This window comes from Comamonas sp. CMM02 (assembly GCF_014851485.1).
GTDB lineage: Bacteria > Pseudomonadota > Gammaproteobacteria > Burkholderiales > Burkholderiaceae_C > Comamonas > Comamonas avium.
In genome coordinates, this window is the sequence record NZ_JACUZW010000001.1 from 1 (window position 1) to 14,665 (window position 14,665).

Sequence of the window (14,665 nt, forward strand, 5' to 3'; positions counted from 1 at the left end):
GACAGTTATGCCTGATGACCATAGCAAGTTGGTCCCACGCCTTCCCATCCCGAACAGGACCGTGAAACGACTTTGCGCCGATGATAGTGCGGACTCCCGTGTGAAAGCAGGTCATCGTCAGGCCCTTGCTGTGACAAACCCCTGACCTTGGCAAGAGGCAGGGGTTTTTGTTTTAGCGGTGAGGGAAAGCGTACTTAGTGCTCAAAAGCAAAATCACAAAAAATAAGAGCGCACTGCGTGCGCTCTTATTGAAGTTCAGATAGTTATCTATCTAAAACTAAATGCAGGAGCGCGTAGAGCGCTCCTTTTTTATTTGTTTGCTTGATGCTGCCCCAAGTACAAGCGGCCATCGACAAAGACATTGACGATGCCTTGCTCGAACGCCGTCCAGCATTCGTTCTTGGTTAAAGGTGCAGTGACAATCACAGCGACTTTGTCCTCGGGCGTGGTTTCGCTGGAAAAATCTACACTCAAGTCTTCATCGGCCAGATGGGCTGCTGCAAAGGGGTGGCAGCGCTCGGTAAAGAATAGCTGGGTGGTAGCGTGCGCCCACAGTGCCTCGCCGTTGGAGAGTAGAAAATTGAAGGTGCCGTGTGGAGCGATGCGTCTGGCCAGCTCTTGCAGGGTGATCGTCAGCTCTTCAATGCTGGGCACTCCGGCGTGCGATTTCGACAGTTCTTGCATGATCCAGCAAAAGGCCAATTCACTGTCGGTGGAGCCAATGGGCTGAAAGTGCGTGTGCAGCTTGGGGGCGAAGTGTTTCAGGTCACCGTTGTGGGCAAAAACCCAGTTGCGGCCCCATAGCTCACGCACAAACGGGTGGCAGTTTTGCAGACTGACCACACCCTGGGTGGCTTTGCGAATGTGGGCGATGACGTGTTTGCTTTTGATGGGGTATTGGCGAATCAGTTGAGCGACTGGGGAGTCCACCGCACGTTCGTGGTCGACAAAGAGACGCAGTCCCTTGTCTTCAAAGAATGCGATGCCCCAGCCGTCAGTGTGATCCCCGGTATTGCCCGCGCGTTGTGCAAAGCCACTGAAGCTGAAGCGTACATCAGTGGGGGTGTTGCAGTTCATTCCTAAAAGCTGGCACATGGGCGCGGATTCCGTCTCAAGCAATCAAAGGGATATAGCCTAACGCGCCTTGTGTTGCTTGTGTGCAATGCTGCGGTTTAAGCAGCAGATTTACGGGGCGGTGAACGCAGCTGCGTGGCAGCGACGAAGGCCACTAAACACAGCAAGGTGAGCATGACAAAGCTTTCATGGAATGCCGTGATGCGGCCTTGTGCCTGCGTGATGGCAGGGTTGGCCGCTTGCACTGCCAAGCGCCACTCCAGCACGATGCCGCACAGGCCTACACCTACGGCTCCACCGAGCATCCGGATAAAGCTGATGGTGCTGGAGCCTTGGGCGATGAGTGATTTATCCAGTGGCCGCATGGCGCCCAGATTCAGGCTGGGCAAGATGAAGCCCAGTCCGATTCGACCTACGATGATGAATGCCGCAAGTACCCACAGGGCCATGTCCTGGCCTGTCCACAGCATCAACGCAAACGAAGCGGCCAGCAGCAACATGCCAATGCTCACCAGCCAGTGCGTGGGCTGGGTGTCTGCCATGCGCCCCACCAACGGAATGGTGATGGCCAGCACAATGCCCGCAGGCAGCAGCAAGTTGCCGGCGTAGCTGGCAGAAAGCCCCAGCCCCATTTGCATGAAGACGGGCAGTAAATAGGTGGAGCCAAACATGGCCGTGCCGTAGATGAAGGCCACGATGCAACCCATGACAAAGGGGCGATAGCTAAAGAGGCGTAAATCCATCAGCGGTTTTCGGTTTGTACGCAACAAATGTTTTTGCCATGCCACGAAGCCTGTCAAAGACACGACGGCAACGGCCAGCAACACGCCGGCCTGACTGTGGCTGTGATGAAAAGCGACCAGTGCGTTGAGCAAACTGAGAGAGCCTGCACTGACCAGCGCCAGACCCCACATATCAAGCTTGCCGCTGTCTTGGCCGCTGGTGTTGCCACCGGGGGCTGAGGAGGGCACATATTTCCATGCCAGCCACAGCGACAGCAAGCAAGGTGGAACCACCATGAAAAAGGTGCTGCGCCAGCCCATCCAGTCCACCAGCAAACCGCCTAGCGCTGGCGCAAGCGCGGGGGCCAGTACCACGCCCATGCCAAATACGCCACCAGCCCGCCCTTGTTCATGTGTCAAAAAGGCGTGCAGGATGATCACGGCCGGAATAGGCTGAATGAGGCCAGCGGCAATGCCCTCGGCCACACGCGAAAACAGCAGCACCTCAAACTGCTGGGCCACACCGCCAGCGATACCGCCGACGATCAGCAAACTGATTGCGCCGGCATAGGTGGCGCGATAGCCGAACCGTGCAAGCAGCCAGGGCGTGACCAGCATGGCGACGGTGGAGGCCACCATGAAGGCCGAGGTGATCCATTGCGCACGCTCTTGCCCCAAACCAAAGTACGCACTCATGGCAGGAATTGCCACATTCACACTGGTGGAGGGAATGATGGAGGCGATCGTACCCACCATCACAGCCATCAACAGCAGCCAGCGATAGCGTTCGCCGTAACGGTCTTTGAGGACGTTGGAAGGCGATGGTGCGAACAAGGGCATAGATAGTTCGGCGAATAAGTGAATACAAGAGGCCTGCAGCCTACGCGCCTGGATTCAGCTTGGCGTGCCTGTGGGAGACAGGCCTTGGCCACAGGCCGGGCATACGCACGACTGGCGGCGTTGTGCGGCTGGAATACGCTCCAGAACCTGTGGCGCGATGCGGGTTTGCATGCACCAGCAGTCTTGCGCGGGCAAGCCTGCGGCTACGGCGCATTGGTTAGCTTGACCGCACAGCGGGCAAACAGAAGTGTTGATCTCGGCAGACATGGCACGCAGTGTAAGGGGCACTCCGCCAATGGAGTGCGCCACACAGCGAGCAAAAATTTAGATGAAAAGTGCTTTTAACGCTTTCCAGCTTAGTGTGACAAGCTATTTGTTTGGTGGTGACTGGCCCCATTGAGCGCGCAAATCAGCGCAGTGGTCTTTGTCTGCCAGTGCGGGTGTGCGCACCACGAAATCACTCTCAGCGCGATCAGCTTGGGCCTTGCCACCCGCTTGGCCAATGGCGATCAGGCGTGAAATGTCTGCTGGCAGCCAGGTGGGAATGCCCATGCTGCGCAATACGTGCCCCCGCCCTGCAATCAAGAGCACGGTTTTCCCCGCCTGCACTTGCGGCGCAATGGTTTGGGCCATGCGTGCATCTTTGGCCAATTGAATGCGTGCCATGGGTGTGATTTGGTTCTCGGGTAACAAATCGCAATGACCGCTGCGAATGGCTTGGCGTTGTTGCTCCCAGGCTGCGGGGGGCAAGTGACTGTCCCAAGCGCTGTCCTGCATGACTTGGCGCATGTTTGCGCGTGGCAGGTTGCCGCCAAAGACGGGAATACCTGCGCGTACTGCGGTCATGATCGCCGGGCCATATGCTTGCCAAGGCCAGCCTTTTTCGTTCCATTGCAGTGCTGTCTGTACCTCTTGTTCGGTGGCTGTGCGTGGCAGCTTGCGGGTGTCCTGGCCTTGGTCTGCCATTTCCAGTACAACGGCGGCCAGTTGTTGGCGGGCAATCAGGTTTTGCGCGGTGGCGTGTTGCCACTGCTGGTGTTCGGGTGCATCGTGTTGCTCACCCAAAAGCAGGACTTGGGGTGGCGTCACGCGGTGCAGCACGCTGGGCCATTGGTCGGCATTGATCTCGGACTTAGATGGCAGGCTGGTGCAGCCCAGGGTGAAGCTGGCTAGGCCCGTGACAAGCAGGCTGCGAAGGAAAAAAGAGATGCGCATGGGTCGCTATGCTAGATCAGGTGTGAAGAAAACCATCTGCTTTGCGTGGGATGAGGCATTCATGGCAGTGCGGGGGGCACCAGAACCACGCATGAAAAAGGCACCCGAAGGCGCCTGATGGAAAAGCCCGAAGAGTGTTTAGTTCTTGAGGTATTTCGGAGAGCGTGGGCCGTAGAGCAAGCCATCGCGTCCGCCGACCGCCAGGAGCCGGTTGGTGGCAACGCCTGCCACAGGGTGCGAGACGTCAGAGACGGAGTTGACGATTTGCTTGATCAAGGCTGTGACCAGCATACCGACCAGGCCACCGCCAGAGTTGTTGCCACCTTCGTCGCTCGACGCGTAGGCTTGGCCGGTCCACAGCTTGGTTCCAGTACGCAGATCAACCAGCCGCGCCTCAACACTGACGACCGCGACACTGTTGATGACTTGGTAGCTGACGCCATATTTGTCGACCTTGATGTACAGCGCAGTGTCCGCACCAAAGATTTCATGCAGTTTGGCAGGCGCCACCTCATGGATGTCGCTCGCAATTTCCAGGCCGTTTTGGCGGAAAGTTTCGGTCACCAGCGTCACTGGCATTACGTAGTAGCCGGCTTCTGCCAGGGGCAGTGTGGTGTGCGATAGCACGCTGGCGGTGGCCTGCACGTCCGGGGAATCGTTTAACGGAGGCAGTACCAAGATGGACTGGGGTTTGGCCGCACGGAAGGCAGAATAGTCTTTGCCAGGTGCAGTGGTGGTGGCACAGCCTGTCAGCCAGGCCGCGGTGATGCCCAGCAAAAACCAGCGCAGCGCTAAGGGGAGGGAAAGGCGTGCCATCAGCTTTTGTTCTTCTTCATGTTGTTGATGAGGTAGTCGATGTAGGGCGTGGACTCCGGAAAGTGGGCCTTTTCCTGCGACCAGGCGCTGAGTGCTTCGTCGGTTCGACCAGAGTTCAAGTACATCAGTCCCAAGTGCGCGTAATACCCAGGAGGCAGGGCACGGCCTTTGGCGCTGGCTTCCTGGGCACCTTTTTCCAGGGCCAGTACCTGCTCTTCGGGCGATGCTTCGCTTTTCAGGTAGCTATAGACGTGATCGCTGTAGCCATTCCAGCTGTACAGCGTGGAAGGTGCGCTAGCACATGCAGCCAGCGCGCTGACCAGACCCAGCGCTACGCAGGAGCGCATCAAAAGAGAAGACATGGATGCGCTCCTTAACGATTGCCGAGTGCGCCAGCGTCTACGGCTTCGCCCAGTCGATCAACCGCTTCGCGGATGGCCAGATCCAAGACCTTGCCGTTGAGGGTGGAGTCATAGCTGGCAGTGCCGCCAAAGCCCACAATTTCTCGGTTGGACAGCTGGTACTCACCAGCACCTTGCACCGAACGCACGACTTCCGAAGTACGAATGTTGACGATGTTCAGCGTCACCTTGGCATAGGCAGTTTGTGTCTTGCCACGGCCCAACACACCAAACAGTTGCCTGTCTCCGGTTTCTTTGCGGCCAAACTCTGTCACATCGCCGGTGACAACGTAGTCGGCACCTTTGAGTTGCTGTGCGGTGCCCTGGATGGTGGCTTCTTGCTTGATTTCAGCCATGTTGTCGCGGTCCAGAACGGTGAAGCGATTGGTTTGCTGCAGGTGGCCCATCAAAATGGTTTTGGCCTGGCTGCCCAGACGGTCGACACCATCAGAGAACGCACCGCGCAAATAGCTGGAACGGTTGTCAAACTTTCCCACCGCGATGGGTGTACGGGGGCCTTGGTAGCTGCGTGTGGCCGCTTGTGTTTGCGCAACGCTCAGCGATTGGGAGCTTTCCGTGGCACAGCCAGACAGCAACAGGGGGGCGGAAATCGCCAGGGCGGAGGCAGAAACAAGCAGGCGCATGGGAGGTCAGTGGCGTTGAGACAAAGCTTGAAACTGTAACCACAAATCCCTCGTGCAACTTGCAAATGAAAGTAGTTCTCAATAAAAAAAGACACCCGGAGGTGTCTTTTGTTGTAGGTCAAGCCTGCTGCTGGCACATGTACGGCTGGCGTCAGCAGCTTGGTTGGAGTTAAGCGCCGGCCTTTACTTTCAAGCGCCATGCGTGCAGCAGTGGCTCGGTGTAGCCGGAAGGCTGCTCTTTGCCTTTGAACACCAGATCCAGTGCGGCCTGCATGGCTGCACCGTTGGGGTTGGCGGCCAGACTCTTGTAGCTGGCATCGCCGGCGTTCTGGCCGTCCACCACCTTGGCCATGCGGGCGAAAGTGTCGCGTACCTGCTGTTCGGTGACGATGCTGTGAAGCAGCCAGTTGGCAATGTGCTGGCTGGAGATACGCAGCGTGGCACGGTCTTCCATCAGGCCTACGTTGTGAATGTCCGGCACTTTGGAGCAGCCCACGCCAGCGTCCACCCAGCGCACCACGTAGCCCAGAATGCCTTGCACGTTATTGTCCAGCTCTTGCTGTTTTTCGGCGTCGGTCCACTTGGGGTCTTTGGCAACGGGAATCTGCAGCAGATCCGCCAGGATGTTGGCGCGCTCGGTGTCTGCATTGGTTTTTTCCAACTCCTTTTGCACATCGGCCACATTGACCTGGTGGTAGTGCAGTGCGTGCAGCGTGGCGCCTGTAGGTGAGGGTACCCAGGCTGTATTGGCTCCGGCCTTGGGGTGGGCAATTTTTTGCTCCAGCATGGCCTTCATCAGGTCGGGCATGGCCCACATGCCCTTGCCGATCTGGGCGCGGCCGCGCAGGCCCATGGTCAGGCCGACCAAGACGTTGCTCTTTTCGTAGGCTTGCAGCCAGGCGCTGGTCTTCATGTCGCCCTTTCGCACCATGGGGCCGGCTTGCATGGCGGTATGCATCTCGTCGCCGGTACGGTCCAGGAAACCGGTGTTGATGAACGCCACGCGCGCAGGGGCGGCGGCAATGGCGGCCTTCAGGTTGACGGAGGTGCGGCGCTCTTCGTCCATGATGCCTAGCTTGACGGTGTTTTCTTTCAGGCCCAGCACCTGTTCAACACGGCCAAACAGTTCGTTGGCAAATGCGACCTCGACAGGGCCGTGCATCTTGGGCTTGACGATGTAGACGCTGCCAGTGCGGCTGTTCTTGATGCCGTTGGCACCCAGACCTTTGAGGTCGTGGATAGCGATGGTGGTGGTGACCATGGCATCCAGAATGCCTTCGGGGATTTCTTTGCGTTGCTCGCCCCACAGAACAGCGGGGTTGGTCATCAGATGGCCCACATTGCGCAGGAACATCAGCGAGCGGCCATGCAGCTTGACGCTCTGGCCATCGGCGCCTGTGTAGCTGCGGTCACCGTTCAGGCCACGGGTCAGGGTTTTTCCGCCCTTTTCGAACGATTCGGTCAGCGTGCCCTTCAAAATGCCCAGCCAGTTGCTGTAGCCCAGCACCTTGTCTTCGGCATCCACCGCGGCAACAGAGTCTTCCAGATCCAGAATGGTGGACACGGCGGCTTCCACCACCACATCGGCTACGCCAGCGGCATCGGACTGGCCAATGGGGGTTGCGGGGTTGACGATGATGTCGATGTGCAAGCCGTGGTTCTTGAGCAGTACCGAGGTGGGTGCCGTGGCATCGCCCTGGTAACCGATGAACTTGTCAGCCTCTTTCAGCCCAGTTGCGCTGCCATCTTTCAGAGTGACTACCAGTTTGCCACCGTCGACCTTGTAGCCAGTGGAATCCTTGTGCGAGCCTGTAGCAAGTGGCGCAGCCTGATCCAGGAAGTGGCGCGCAAACTCAATCACTTTGGCGCCGCGCACGGGGTTGTAGCCCTTGCCCTTTTCAGCGCCGCCGTCTTCGCTGATGGCATCGGTGCCGTAGAGCGCGTCATACAAAGAGCCCCAACGGGCGTTCGCTGCGTTCAATGCGTAGCGGGCATTCAAAATTGGCACTACCAGCTGAGGGCCGGCCATGGTGGCCAGCTCGGCGTCGACGTTTTCGGTGGTGGCCTTGGCGTCCTTGGGTTGCTCGACCAGGTAGCCAATTTGCGTCAGAAACTGCTGGTAACCCGCCATGTTGGTGATGGGGCCGGGGTTGGCTTTGTGCCAGGTGTCCAGTTCGCTCTGCAGGCGGTCACGCTCGGCCAGCAGGGCGGCATTCTTGGGGGCCAGATCGGCCACGAGTGCATCAAAGCCCTTCCAGAACGTGGCAGCGTCAACGCCCGTGCCGGGCAGAACCTGTTCGTTGATGAAGGTATGCAGCTCGTTGGCAACTTGCAGTCCATGGACTTGGGTGCGTGCGGTCATGGTGTGGTCCCCTTGGATCATTGAAAAATCGTGGCATCTCAAAGTGATGCAGCCTCGCACACCACTGTATTGCAAAGCTAAGGGTTAATAAATCGCGCAAAAAGCTCTAAACTGATGACTTTTACGCAAAAGTGGGCAACACTGTCATCGATGCGCAACGATGCCGTGCTACATAAAAAATAGCTGCTGACGCTTGTGCAGTAAGTGCCAGCATTTAATTCGATGCATAAATCTTTGGGACTATGGACAAACTCAAAGCTTTCGAATCCTTTGTCTCTGTTGCCACCCGCGGCAGTTTGACGGCCGCCGCCAAGGCAGAAGGTGTGGCCCCGGCGATCATGGGCCGCCGTCTGGATGCGCTGGAAGCTCATCTGGGTGTCAAGCTCATGGTACGCACCACGCGGCGCATCAGCCTGACACACGAAGGCAGTGCCTTTCTGGAAGACTGCCAGCGCTTGCTGGCCGATGTATCGAATGCCGAAGCGAGTGTTTCGGCCGGTGGCATCAAGGCGACGGGGCATTTGCGTCTGACTGCTCCTGCTGGCTTTGGTCGCCGTCATGTGGCATCGCTAGTGCCGTTGTTTCATGATTTGCACCCGGATGTGACCATCTCGCTGAACCTGAGCGACCGTGTGGTGGACCTGGCGGGTGAAGGATATGACTGCGCGGTGCGCGTGGGAGATTTACCCGATTCATCGCTGATCAGCGTGCGCATGGCTGATAACCGGCGTCTGTGTGTGGCCACGCCCGCGTATTTGCAAAGCCATGGCATGCCCAAACACCCGTCTGAGCTGGCACAGCACCGCTGCCTGACGCTGTCCAGCGATGCATCACAGACCCGGGGCTGGGCCTTTCGCCTACCCAGCCGCGATGGCGGCACAGAGGTGGTGCACTTCAAACCTGCGGGGCCACTTGATTGTTCAGATGGGCAGGTACTGCATGATTGGTGCCTCGGTGGCTGGGGTATTGCATGGCGCAGCACGTGGGAAGTGGAGGCTGAAATTGCCGCAGGTCGTTTGGTGGAGGTTTTGGCTGACTTTGCTGCGCCACCCAACGGTATTTACTTGGTGTTTCCACAGCGCAAGCACATGACATTGCGCCTGCGTTTGTGGATGGACTATCTCAAGGGGCAGTATGAACGCCCCGAGTTTTGGAGCAAAGGTGTCGCACGATGACTCTCGAAGCATTTCTGGCCAGCCTGCACATAGTGGCTATTTTGACCCTGGTGGTTTTCCTGTCGAGCGAGGCCGCCTTGTGCCGCTCCGAGTGGATGAATGAGGCGGTGGTGCGCCGCCTGGCCAGGCTGGACATGATTTATGGCATCACGGCGCTGGTGCTGCTGCTCACTGGGATTGCGCGCATTGTCTGGGGTGCCAAGGGTTTGACGTGGTATGTCTCGCAGCCGCTGTTTCACGTCAAGATGACGCTGTTCTTTATCACTGCGCTGATATCGCTGCGGCCCACGTTCACGATTCGTCGTTGGCTCAAAACCCTCAATGCCACGGGTGCGCTGCCTGCTGAGGCCGCCATCAAGTCAGCACGTCAGTGGATCATGGTGCAGGCGCACATCATTCCGGTCATTGCCGTGGTTGCTGTGTATTGGGCGCGGGGCATGTGAGCGCCAAGTCGGCTCTTGTATCAGCTGTGCACAAGCCGGCAGAGGGGCTGGCCTTCACCAGGTTTAGATATGAATAAGCGCGGTCGCTATCCTTCCCCTGGCGTTGATGGGGATGCGATCGTGCAGCTGGTGTGTGGGCATAGACCAGAATTAGGGTGAATTGTTTTTTTAAAAATAATAGCGCTCTATCTAATAAAAATAAGCACCAGAAGTGTTTTCTATATAAATTTTTGACTGTGCAGGCACACTGACTGCAGCACTGGCGCGACAACGCCCATGGCATTGCTTGGCCGGTCTATCTGCACAAAGCGATGTGGCACGTAAAATCGCCCGATGCTTTCCGTCAAACAGGATTTGCTCGCGGCCCTGGCTGCTGAGCTCGAAAAATTGTCGCCCGGCGCTGGTGCGCGCGCTGCGTTTGAAAACCCCAAGGTGGCAGCCCATGGCGACCTCGCCTGTACGGCAGCCATGCAACTGGCCAAGCCCCTGAAGGCCAACCCCCGTGCTTTGGGTGAACAGCTCAAGGCCGCGCTGGAGGCCACCCAGGATTTTCAGAAATGGGTGGATGCGATCGAGATTGCGGGTCCCGGCTTTTTGAACATTCGTCTCAAACCTGCAGCCAAGCAGGAAGTTGTGCGTGAAGTGCTGGGGCAGGCGGACCAATTTGGTCACCAGACGGCCCGTGGTGAGAAGATCGTTGTGGAGTTCGTTTCTGCCAACCCCACCGGGCCGCTGCATGTGGGCCATGGTCGTCAGGCGGCAATTGGCGATGCCATCAGCAACCTGTACACCACCCAAGGCTGGAAGGTGCACCGCGAGTACTACTACAACGACGCGGGCGTACAGATCGACACGCTGACCAAGAGCACGCAATTGCGTGCCAAGGGCTTCAAGCCAGGCGACGACTGCTGGCCCACCGACAGCGAAAATCCGCTGGCCAAGAATTTCTACAACGGCGACTACATCGCTGATATTGCCCAGGCGTTCCTGAACAAGGAAACCGTGAAGGCCGATGACCGCGCGTTCACCGCCAATGGTGATGTTGAGGATTACGACAACATCCGTAACTTTGCGGTTGCCTACCTGCGCAACGAGCAGGACAAGGACTTGCTGGCCTTCAACCTAAAGTTTGATGAGTATTATCTTGAGTCCAGTCTGTACGAAAACGGCCATGTGGACGAAACCGTACAACGCCTGATTGCCAGCGGCCATACCTATGAGCTGGATGGCGCGCTGTGGCTGCGCACCACCGATTTTGGGGATGACAAGGACCGCGTGATGCGCAAGTCCGATGGCACCTATACCTACTTCCTGCCTGATGTGGCCTATCACACGCAAAAGTTCCTGCGTGGCTACGGCAAGGCCGTAAACATTCAGGGGACCGACCACCACGGCACCATTGCCCGCGTACGCGCGGGGCTGCAGGCCGTCAATGTGGGAATTCCAAAGGGCTACCCTGACTATGTACTGCACACCATGGTGCGCGTGGTCAAAGGGGGCGAAGAGGTCAAAATCAGTAAACGTGCGGGTTCGTACGTGACGCTGCGTGACCTGATTGAGTGGACGAGCAAGGATGCTGTGCGCTTTTTCCTGCTGAGCCGCAAGCCCGATACAGAGTACACCTTTGATGTGGACCTGGCCGTGGCGCAGAACAATGACAACCCGGTGTTCTATGTGCAGTACGCGCATGCCCGCATCCAGTCGGTACTGCGTAGCTGGCAGGAAAGCGGTGGCGCTGGTCTGGCCGCTTTGCAAGGCGTGGATTTGTCTGCGCTGCAGGGCTCACAGGCTCAGGCCTTGATGCTGCTGCTGGCCAAGTACCCCGAAATGCTGACGGCAGCTGCCAATGGCAACGCACCGCATGACGTCACTTTCTACCTGCGTGATTTGGCTTCCGCCTACCACAGCTACTACGACGCAGAGCGTATTCTGGTGGACGACGAGTCAGTCAAACTGGCCCGTCTGGCACTGGTCGCTGCTACGGCGCAGGTGCTGCACAATGGCTTGGCTGTGCTGGGTGTGAGCGCACCTGAGCGCATGTGAGAAATACTACAAGTAACGTGACAGGCGGTTTTATGGTTAAGCAGCAGCGAGGTGGAACGATCCTCGGTCTCATCATCGGCCTGATTTTGGGGTTAGGCATTGCGCTGGGCGTGGCGGTGTACGTCACCAAGGTGCCTGTACCTTTCCTCAATAAGGGTGACCAGCGCAATACCGAGGCCAGCGAGAGCGAGCGTAACCGTAACTGGGACCCGAATTCGCCACTGTACGGTAGCACTCCTTCGCGCAACGCGCCGCCAGCACCGGCGACAGAGCCGGGCGCTACCACCGCAGCACCGGTCATCGACCCCGTGGCACAGCCGCCTGCGGCATCAGCAGATCCGCTGGGAGATTTGGCGAAGGCGCAGGTCAAAGCGTCAGAAGCGAAGGTCGCCGCAGAAGCTAAGGCCGCCAGCGCAGCCCCTGCTGCTGCGGATGGCTTTAGTTACTTTGTGCAAGCAGGTGCATTTCGCACACAGGCCGATGCAGATGCCCAGCGTGCCAAATTGGCCATGCTTGGCTGGGAAGCGCGTATCAGCGAGCGTGAGCAAAACGGCCGCCCAGTGTTTCGCGTGCGTGTGGGGCCTTTCACCAAGCGCGGTGATGCTGAGCAGCTCAAGCAAAAGCTCGATGGTGCAGGCGTTGACTCCGCACTGGTGCGTGTGCAGCAGTGAACTTTTTGAGTTTTCTAAGCTCTGACTTCCCATATTTCCTTAAGGAGCCTTTTTGATGCAACGCCGCCAGTTCTCTTTGGCTGCAGCTACTGCTGCTACTTCCATGGCTTTTGGAGCCAACTCCGCACTGGCGCAGCAAGCTGCGCCTCAAGAGGGTAAGGAATACCTGCGCTTGTCCAAGCCAGCGCCTGTCGATGCGCCTGCTGGCAAGATCGAAGTGGTGGAGTTTTTCTGGTACAGCTGCCCCCATTGCAATGTGTTTGAACCGACGTTTGCGGCCTGGAAGCAAAAAGCACCAGCGAACGTTGTGGTGCGTCGCGTGCCTGTGGCGTTCAATGCCAGTTTTGTGCCGCAGCAAAAGCTGTATTTCGCGCTGCAGTCCATGGATAACTTTGACGCCATGCACGTGAAGGTGTTCCACGCCATCCATGTGGAGCGCAATAAGCTGGCAAAAGATGAAGATATTTTCAACTGGGTGGCCAAGCAAGGCGTGGATGTGAACAAGTTCAAGGAGGTCTACAACTCCTTTAACGTGTCCAGCCAGGTGCGCAAGGCCACGCAGCTGCAGCAGGCCTACGATGTGGAGGGCGTGCCTTCCATGGGTGTGGCTGGCCGCTACTACACCGACGGTCCTCGTGCGGGCAGCATGCCCAACGTGCTGCGTGTGGTGGAATATCTGGTGGCACAAAGCGCCAAGGCGTAATGGTCAGGGCCGGCTTTTCCAGCTCTTTGCTACATCGACAGCCCGCCTTGTGCGGGCTTTTTAATGGAAAACGAGGATGCGTGACTACAATGTGCTGCAAGAAACGTGCCCTGCCCATGACATCAAAATTCATCACCTGCCTCTTGTTGACGGCCCTTGCGGGGGCTGCAGGCGTAGCGCATGCTGAGCGTGCGGATCGCGACAAGCCCATGAACATTGAGTCGGACGCACTGCGCCACGATGAATTGACGCAGACCAGCGTATTCACCGGCAATGTGGTCATGACCAAGGGGACCATTGTGTTGCGCGGTGCGCAGCTGGATGTGCGCCAGGATGCGCAGGGCTATCAGCATGGGGTGGTGAAGGCTGAAGCGGGCAAGCGCGCCTACTTCCGTCAAAAGCGCGATACGGCTCCCGGTGCCCCCGATGAAGTGGTCGAGGGTGAAGGCGAAATCATTGAGTACAACGGCAAGACCGATGATGTGAAGCTGATTCGCCGTGGCCAGTTGCGCCGTTATACGGGCGGTAAGCTCAGTGATGACATCATGGGCAGCGTCATTACCTATAACAATCTGACAGATGTGTTCACTGTGGATGGCGAAAAGCGCACCAACGAGCCGTCGTCAGCACCAGCCGGTTCTGGCGGCCGTGTGCGTGCCATCCTGGCACCCAAGGCAGCGCCCAGTGCGAGCCCTTCTGCCCCCGTGCCTGCACAGCCCTTGCAGCCTTCTGGTAATTTGAATCTACAAGGCAAGTAATGGCTGAGAACACCCCGGACACTGTGGTCTCCAGCAAGCTGGAAGCCCGACACCTGGCCAAGTCGTATGGCAGCCGCAAGGTGGTGAAAGATGTGTCAATGACTGTGCAAAAAGGTGAAGTGGTGGGTTTGCTCGGCCCCAATGGTGCAGGCAAGACCACTTCGTTTTACATGATCGTAGGCCTGGTGCGCAGCGATGGTGGAGATGTATTCATCGATGGTCATTCCGTGGGCAGCATGCCCATTCACCAGCGCTCGCGCCTGGGCTTGTCGTACCTGCCGCAAGAAGCTTCCATCTTTCGCAAATTGAATGTGGAAGACAACGTGCGCGCGGTGCTGGAGCTGCAAAAAAATGATGCGGGCCAGTCTTTGTCCAGAGATGAGATTGAAAAACAGCTGACGTCCTTGCTGCAAGAGCTGCGCGTGGACCATCTGCGCAAATCGCCTTCGTTGGCGCTGTCTGGGGGGGAACGCCGCCGCGTGGAGATCGCCCGCGCTTTGGCCACTAACCCGCGCTTCATCTTGCTCGACGAGCCTTTTGCCGGCATCGATCCGATCGCCGTCATTGAAATTCAACGCATCATTGGTTTTTTGAAGGAACGCGGCATCGGTGTGCTGATTACCGATCACAACGTGCGTGAAACACTGGGTATCTGTGACCACGCTTTCATCATCAGTGATGGCACAGTACTGGCGCAGGGAACGCCACAGGAAATCGTCGAGAACCCGGATGTCAGACGGGTCTACCTCGGCGAACACTTCAGGATGTAGCCCTCTACGGCAGTTTTCAGGAAAAACA

The 14,665-nt window shown here is 57.8% G+C and carries 15 protein-coding genes and 1 rRNA gene; 8 read left to right on the top strand and 8 right to left on the bottom strand.

Annotated features, from left to right (window positions below; all coding sequences use genetic code 11):
- The first annotated feature begins 10 nt into the window (after positions 1-10).
- Positions 11-123, top strand: a 5S ribosomal RNA gene (gene rrf / locus IB213_RS00005).
- Between the two features lie 186 nt (positions 124-309).
- Here rrf and IB213_RS00010 read toward each other — a convergent pair.
- From IB213_RS00010 to IB213_RS00045, 8 genes are all read right to left on the bottom strand, one after another.
- Positions 310-1,095, bottom strand: a complete 786-nt coding sequence (locus IB213_RS00010; protein WP_191722312.1) for a class II glutamine amidotransferase — start codon at positions 1,093-1,095, stop codon at positions 310-312.
- A 77-nt stretch (positions 1,096-1,172) separates the two neighbouring features.
- Entirely contained in the window at positions 1,173-2,636 is a 1,464-nt protein-coding gene (locus IB213_RS00015) for a DHA2 family efflux MFS transporter permease subunit (protein ID WP_192405002.1), read from the bottom strand.
- 54 nt (positions 2,637-2,690) lie between these two features.
- Positions 2,691-2,903, bottom strand: coding sequence for a cysteine-rich CWC family protein (locus tag IB213_RS00020; RefSeq protein ID WP_191722314.1), 213 nt, complete (start codon positions 2,901-2,903; stop codon positions 2,691-2,693).
- 102 nt (positions 2,904-3,005) lie between these two features.
- On the bottom strand, positions 3,006-3,851 hold the full coding sequence (locus tag IB213_RS00025; RefSeq protein ID WP_192405003.1) for a ChaN family lipoprotein: 846 nt from the start codon (positions 3,849-3,851) through the stop codon (positions 3,006-3,008).
- A gap of 138 nt (positions 3,852-3,989) precedes the next feature.
- Positions 3,990-4,667 carry a DUF799 domain-containing protein gene (locus tag IB213_RS00030; protein ID WP_191722316.1) on the bottom strand — a complete coding sequence of 226 codons (678 nt, stop codon included), beginning with the start codon at positions 4,665-4,667 and terminating at the stop codon, positions 3,990-3,992.
- On the bottom strand, positions 4,667-5,029 hold the full coding sequence (locus tag IB213_RS00035) for a DUF4810 domain-containing protein (RefSeq protein ID WP_192405004.1): 363 nt from the start codon (positions 5,027-5,029) through the stop codon (positions 4,667-4,669). The genes IB213_RS00030 and IB213_RS00035 overlap by 1 nt, the downstream gene beginning before the upstream one ends.
- A gap of 11 nt (positions 5,030-5,040) precedes the next feature.
- Positions 5,041-5,712, bottom strand: a complete 672-nt coding sequence (locus tag IB213_RS00040; protein WP_191722318.1) for a CsgG/HfaB family protein — start codon at positions 5,710-5,712, stop codon at positions 5,041-5,043.
- A 169-nt stretch (positions 5,713-5,881) separates the two neighbouring features.
- Positions 5,882-8,074, bottom strand: a complete 2,193-nt coding sequence (locus IB213_RS00045; protein ID WP_192405005.1) for a malate synthase G — start codon at positions 8,072-8,074, stop codon at positions 5,882-5,884.
- Positions 8,075-8,316: 242 nt separating this feature from the next.
- Here IB213_RS00045 and IB213_RS00050 point away from each other — a divergent pair, with 242 nt between their 5' ends.
- The 7 genes from IB213_RS00050 to lptB all read left to right on the top strand — a co-directional run bounded on the left by IB213_RS00050 (position 8,317) and on the right by lptB (position 14,637).
- Positions 8,317-9,249, top strand: coding sequence for a LysR family transcriptional regulator (locus IB213_RS00050; RefSeq protein WP_191722320.1), 933 nt, complete (start codon positions 8,317-8,319; stop codon positions 9,247-9,249).
- A complete protein-coding gene (locus IB213_RS00055) occupies positions 9,246-9,692 on the top strand; it encodes a DUF2214 family protein (protein ID WP_191722321.1) in 447 nt (148 codons plus the stop codon). Before IB213_RS00050 ends, IB213_RS00055 begins: the two co-directional genes overlap by 4 nt.
- A 333-nt stretch (positions 9,693-10,025) precedes the next feature.
- Positions 10,026-11,735 (top strand): arginine--tRNA ligase, encoded by a 1,710-nt coding sequence (gene argS / locus IB213_RS00060; RefSeq protein WP_192405006.1) that lies wholly within the window; start codon positions 10,026-10,028, stop codon positions 11,733-11,735.
- Positions 11,736-11,767: 32 nt separating this feature from the next.
- A complete protein-coding gene (locus IB213_RS00065; RefSeq protein ID WP_191722323.1) occupies positions 11,768-12,406 on the top strand; it encodes an SPOR domain-containing protein in 639 nt (212 codons plus the stop codon).
- Positions 12,407-12,461: 55 nt separating this feature from the next.
- Positions 12,462-13,109, top strand: coding sequence for a thiol:disulfide interchange protein DsbA/DsbL (locus IB213_RS00070; RefSeq protein WP_192405007.1), 648 nt, complete (start codon positions 12,462-12,464; stop codon positions 13,107-13,109).
- Between the two features lie 116 nt (positions 13,110-13,225).
- Positions 13,226-13,867 carry a lipopolysaccharide transport periplasmic protein LptA gene (gene lptA / locus IB213_RS00075; protein ID WP_191722325.1) on the top strand — a complete coding sequence of 214 codons (642 nt, stop codon included), beginning with the start codon at positions 13,226-13,228 and terminating at the stop codon, positions 13,865-13,867.
- Positions 13,867-14,637 (top strand): LPS export ABC transporter ATP-binding protein, encoded by a 771-nt coding sequence (gene lptB / locus IB213_RS00080; RefSeq protein WP_192405008.1) that lies wholly within the window; start codon positions 13,867-13,869, stop codon positions 14,635-14,637. The genes lptA and lptB overlap by 1 nt, the downstream gene beginning before the upstream one ends.
- The last annotated feature ends 28 nt before the right edge of the window (positions 14,638-14,665 follow it).

Bases quoted from the DNA above. Each gene is read 5' to 3' on its own strand.
- IB213_RS00035 (WP_192405004.1), bottom strand. From the start codon at position 5,029: ATGTCTTCTCTTTTGATGCGCTCCTGCGTAGCGCTGGGTCTGGTCAGC.
- IB213_RS00020 (WP_191722314.1), bottom strand. From the start codon at position 2,903: ATGTCTGCCGAGATCAACACTTCTGTTTGCCCGCTGTGCGGTCAAGCT.
- argS (WP_192405006.1), top strand. From the start codon at position 10,026: ATGCTTTCCGTCAAACAGGATTTGCTCGCGGCCCTGGCTGCTGAGCTC.
- IB213_RS00030 (WP_191722316.1), bottom strand. From the start codon at position 4,667: ATGGCACGCCTTTCCCTCCCCTTAGCGCTGCGCTGGTTTTTGCTGGGC.
- IB213_RS00045 (WP_192405005.1), bottom strand. From the start codon at position 8,074: ATGACCGCACGCACCCAAGTCCATGGACTGCAAGTTGCCAACGAGCTG.
- IB213_RS00040 (WP_191722318.1), bottom strand. From the start codon at position 5,712: ATGCGCCTGCTTGTTTCTGCCTCCGCCCTGGCGATTTCCGCCCCCCTG.
- IB213_RS00010 (WP_191722312.1), bottom strand. From the start codon at position 1,095: ATGTGCCAGCTTTTAGGAATGAACTGCAACACCCCCACTGATGTACGC.
- IB213_RS00015 (WP_192405002.1), bottom strand. From the start codon at position 2,636: ATGCCCTTGTTCGCACCATCGCCTTCCAACGTCCTCAAAGACCGTTAC.
- lptA (WP_191722325.1), top strand. From the start codon at position 13,226: ATGACATCAAAATTCATCACCTGCCTCTTGTTGACGGCCCTTGCGGGG.
- lptB (WP_192405008.1), top strand. From the start codon at position 13,867: ATGGCTGAGAACACCCCGGACACTGTGGTCTCCAGCAAGCTGGAAGCC.
- IB213_RS00025 (WP_192405003.1), bottom strand. From the start codon at position 3,851: ATGCGCATCTCTTTTTTCCTTCGCAGCCTGCTTGTCACGGGCCTAGCC.
- IB213_RS00070 (WP_192405007.1), top strand. From the start codon at position 12,462: ATGCAACGCCGCCAGTTCTCTTTGGCTGCAGCTACTGCTGCTACTTCC.
- IB213_RS00050 (WP_191722320.1), top strand. From the start codon at position 8,317: ATGGACAAACTCAAAGCTTTCGAATCCTTTGTCTCTGTTGCCACCCGC.
- IB213_RS00065 (WP_191722323.1), top strand. From the start codon at position 11,768: ATGGTTAAGCAGCAGCGAGGTGGAACGATCCTCGGTCTCATCATCGGC.
- IB213_RS00055 (WP_191722321.1), top strand. From the start codon at position 9,246: ATGACTCTCGAAGCATTTCTGGCCAGCCTGCACATAGTGGCTATTTTG.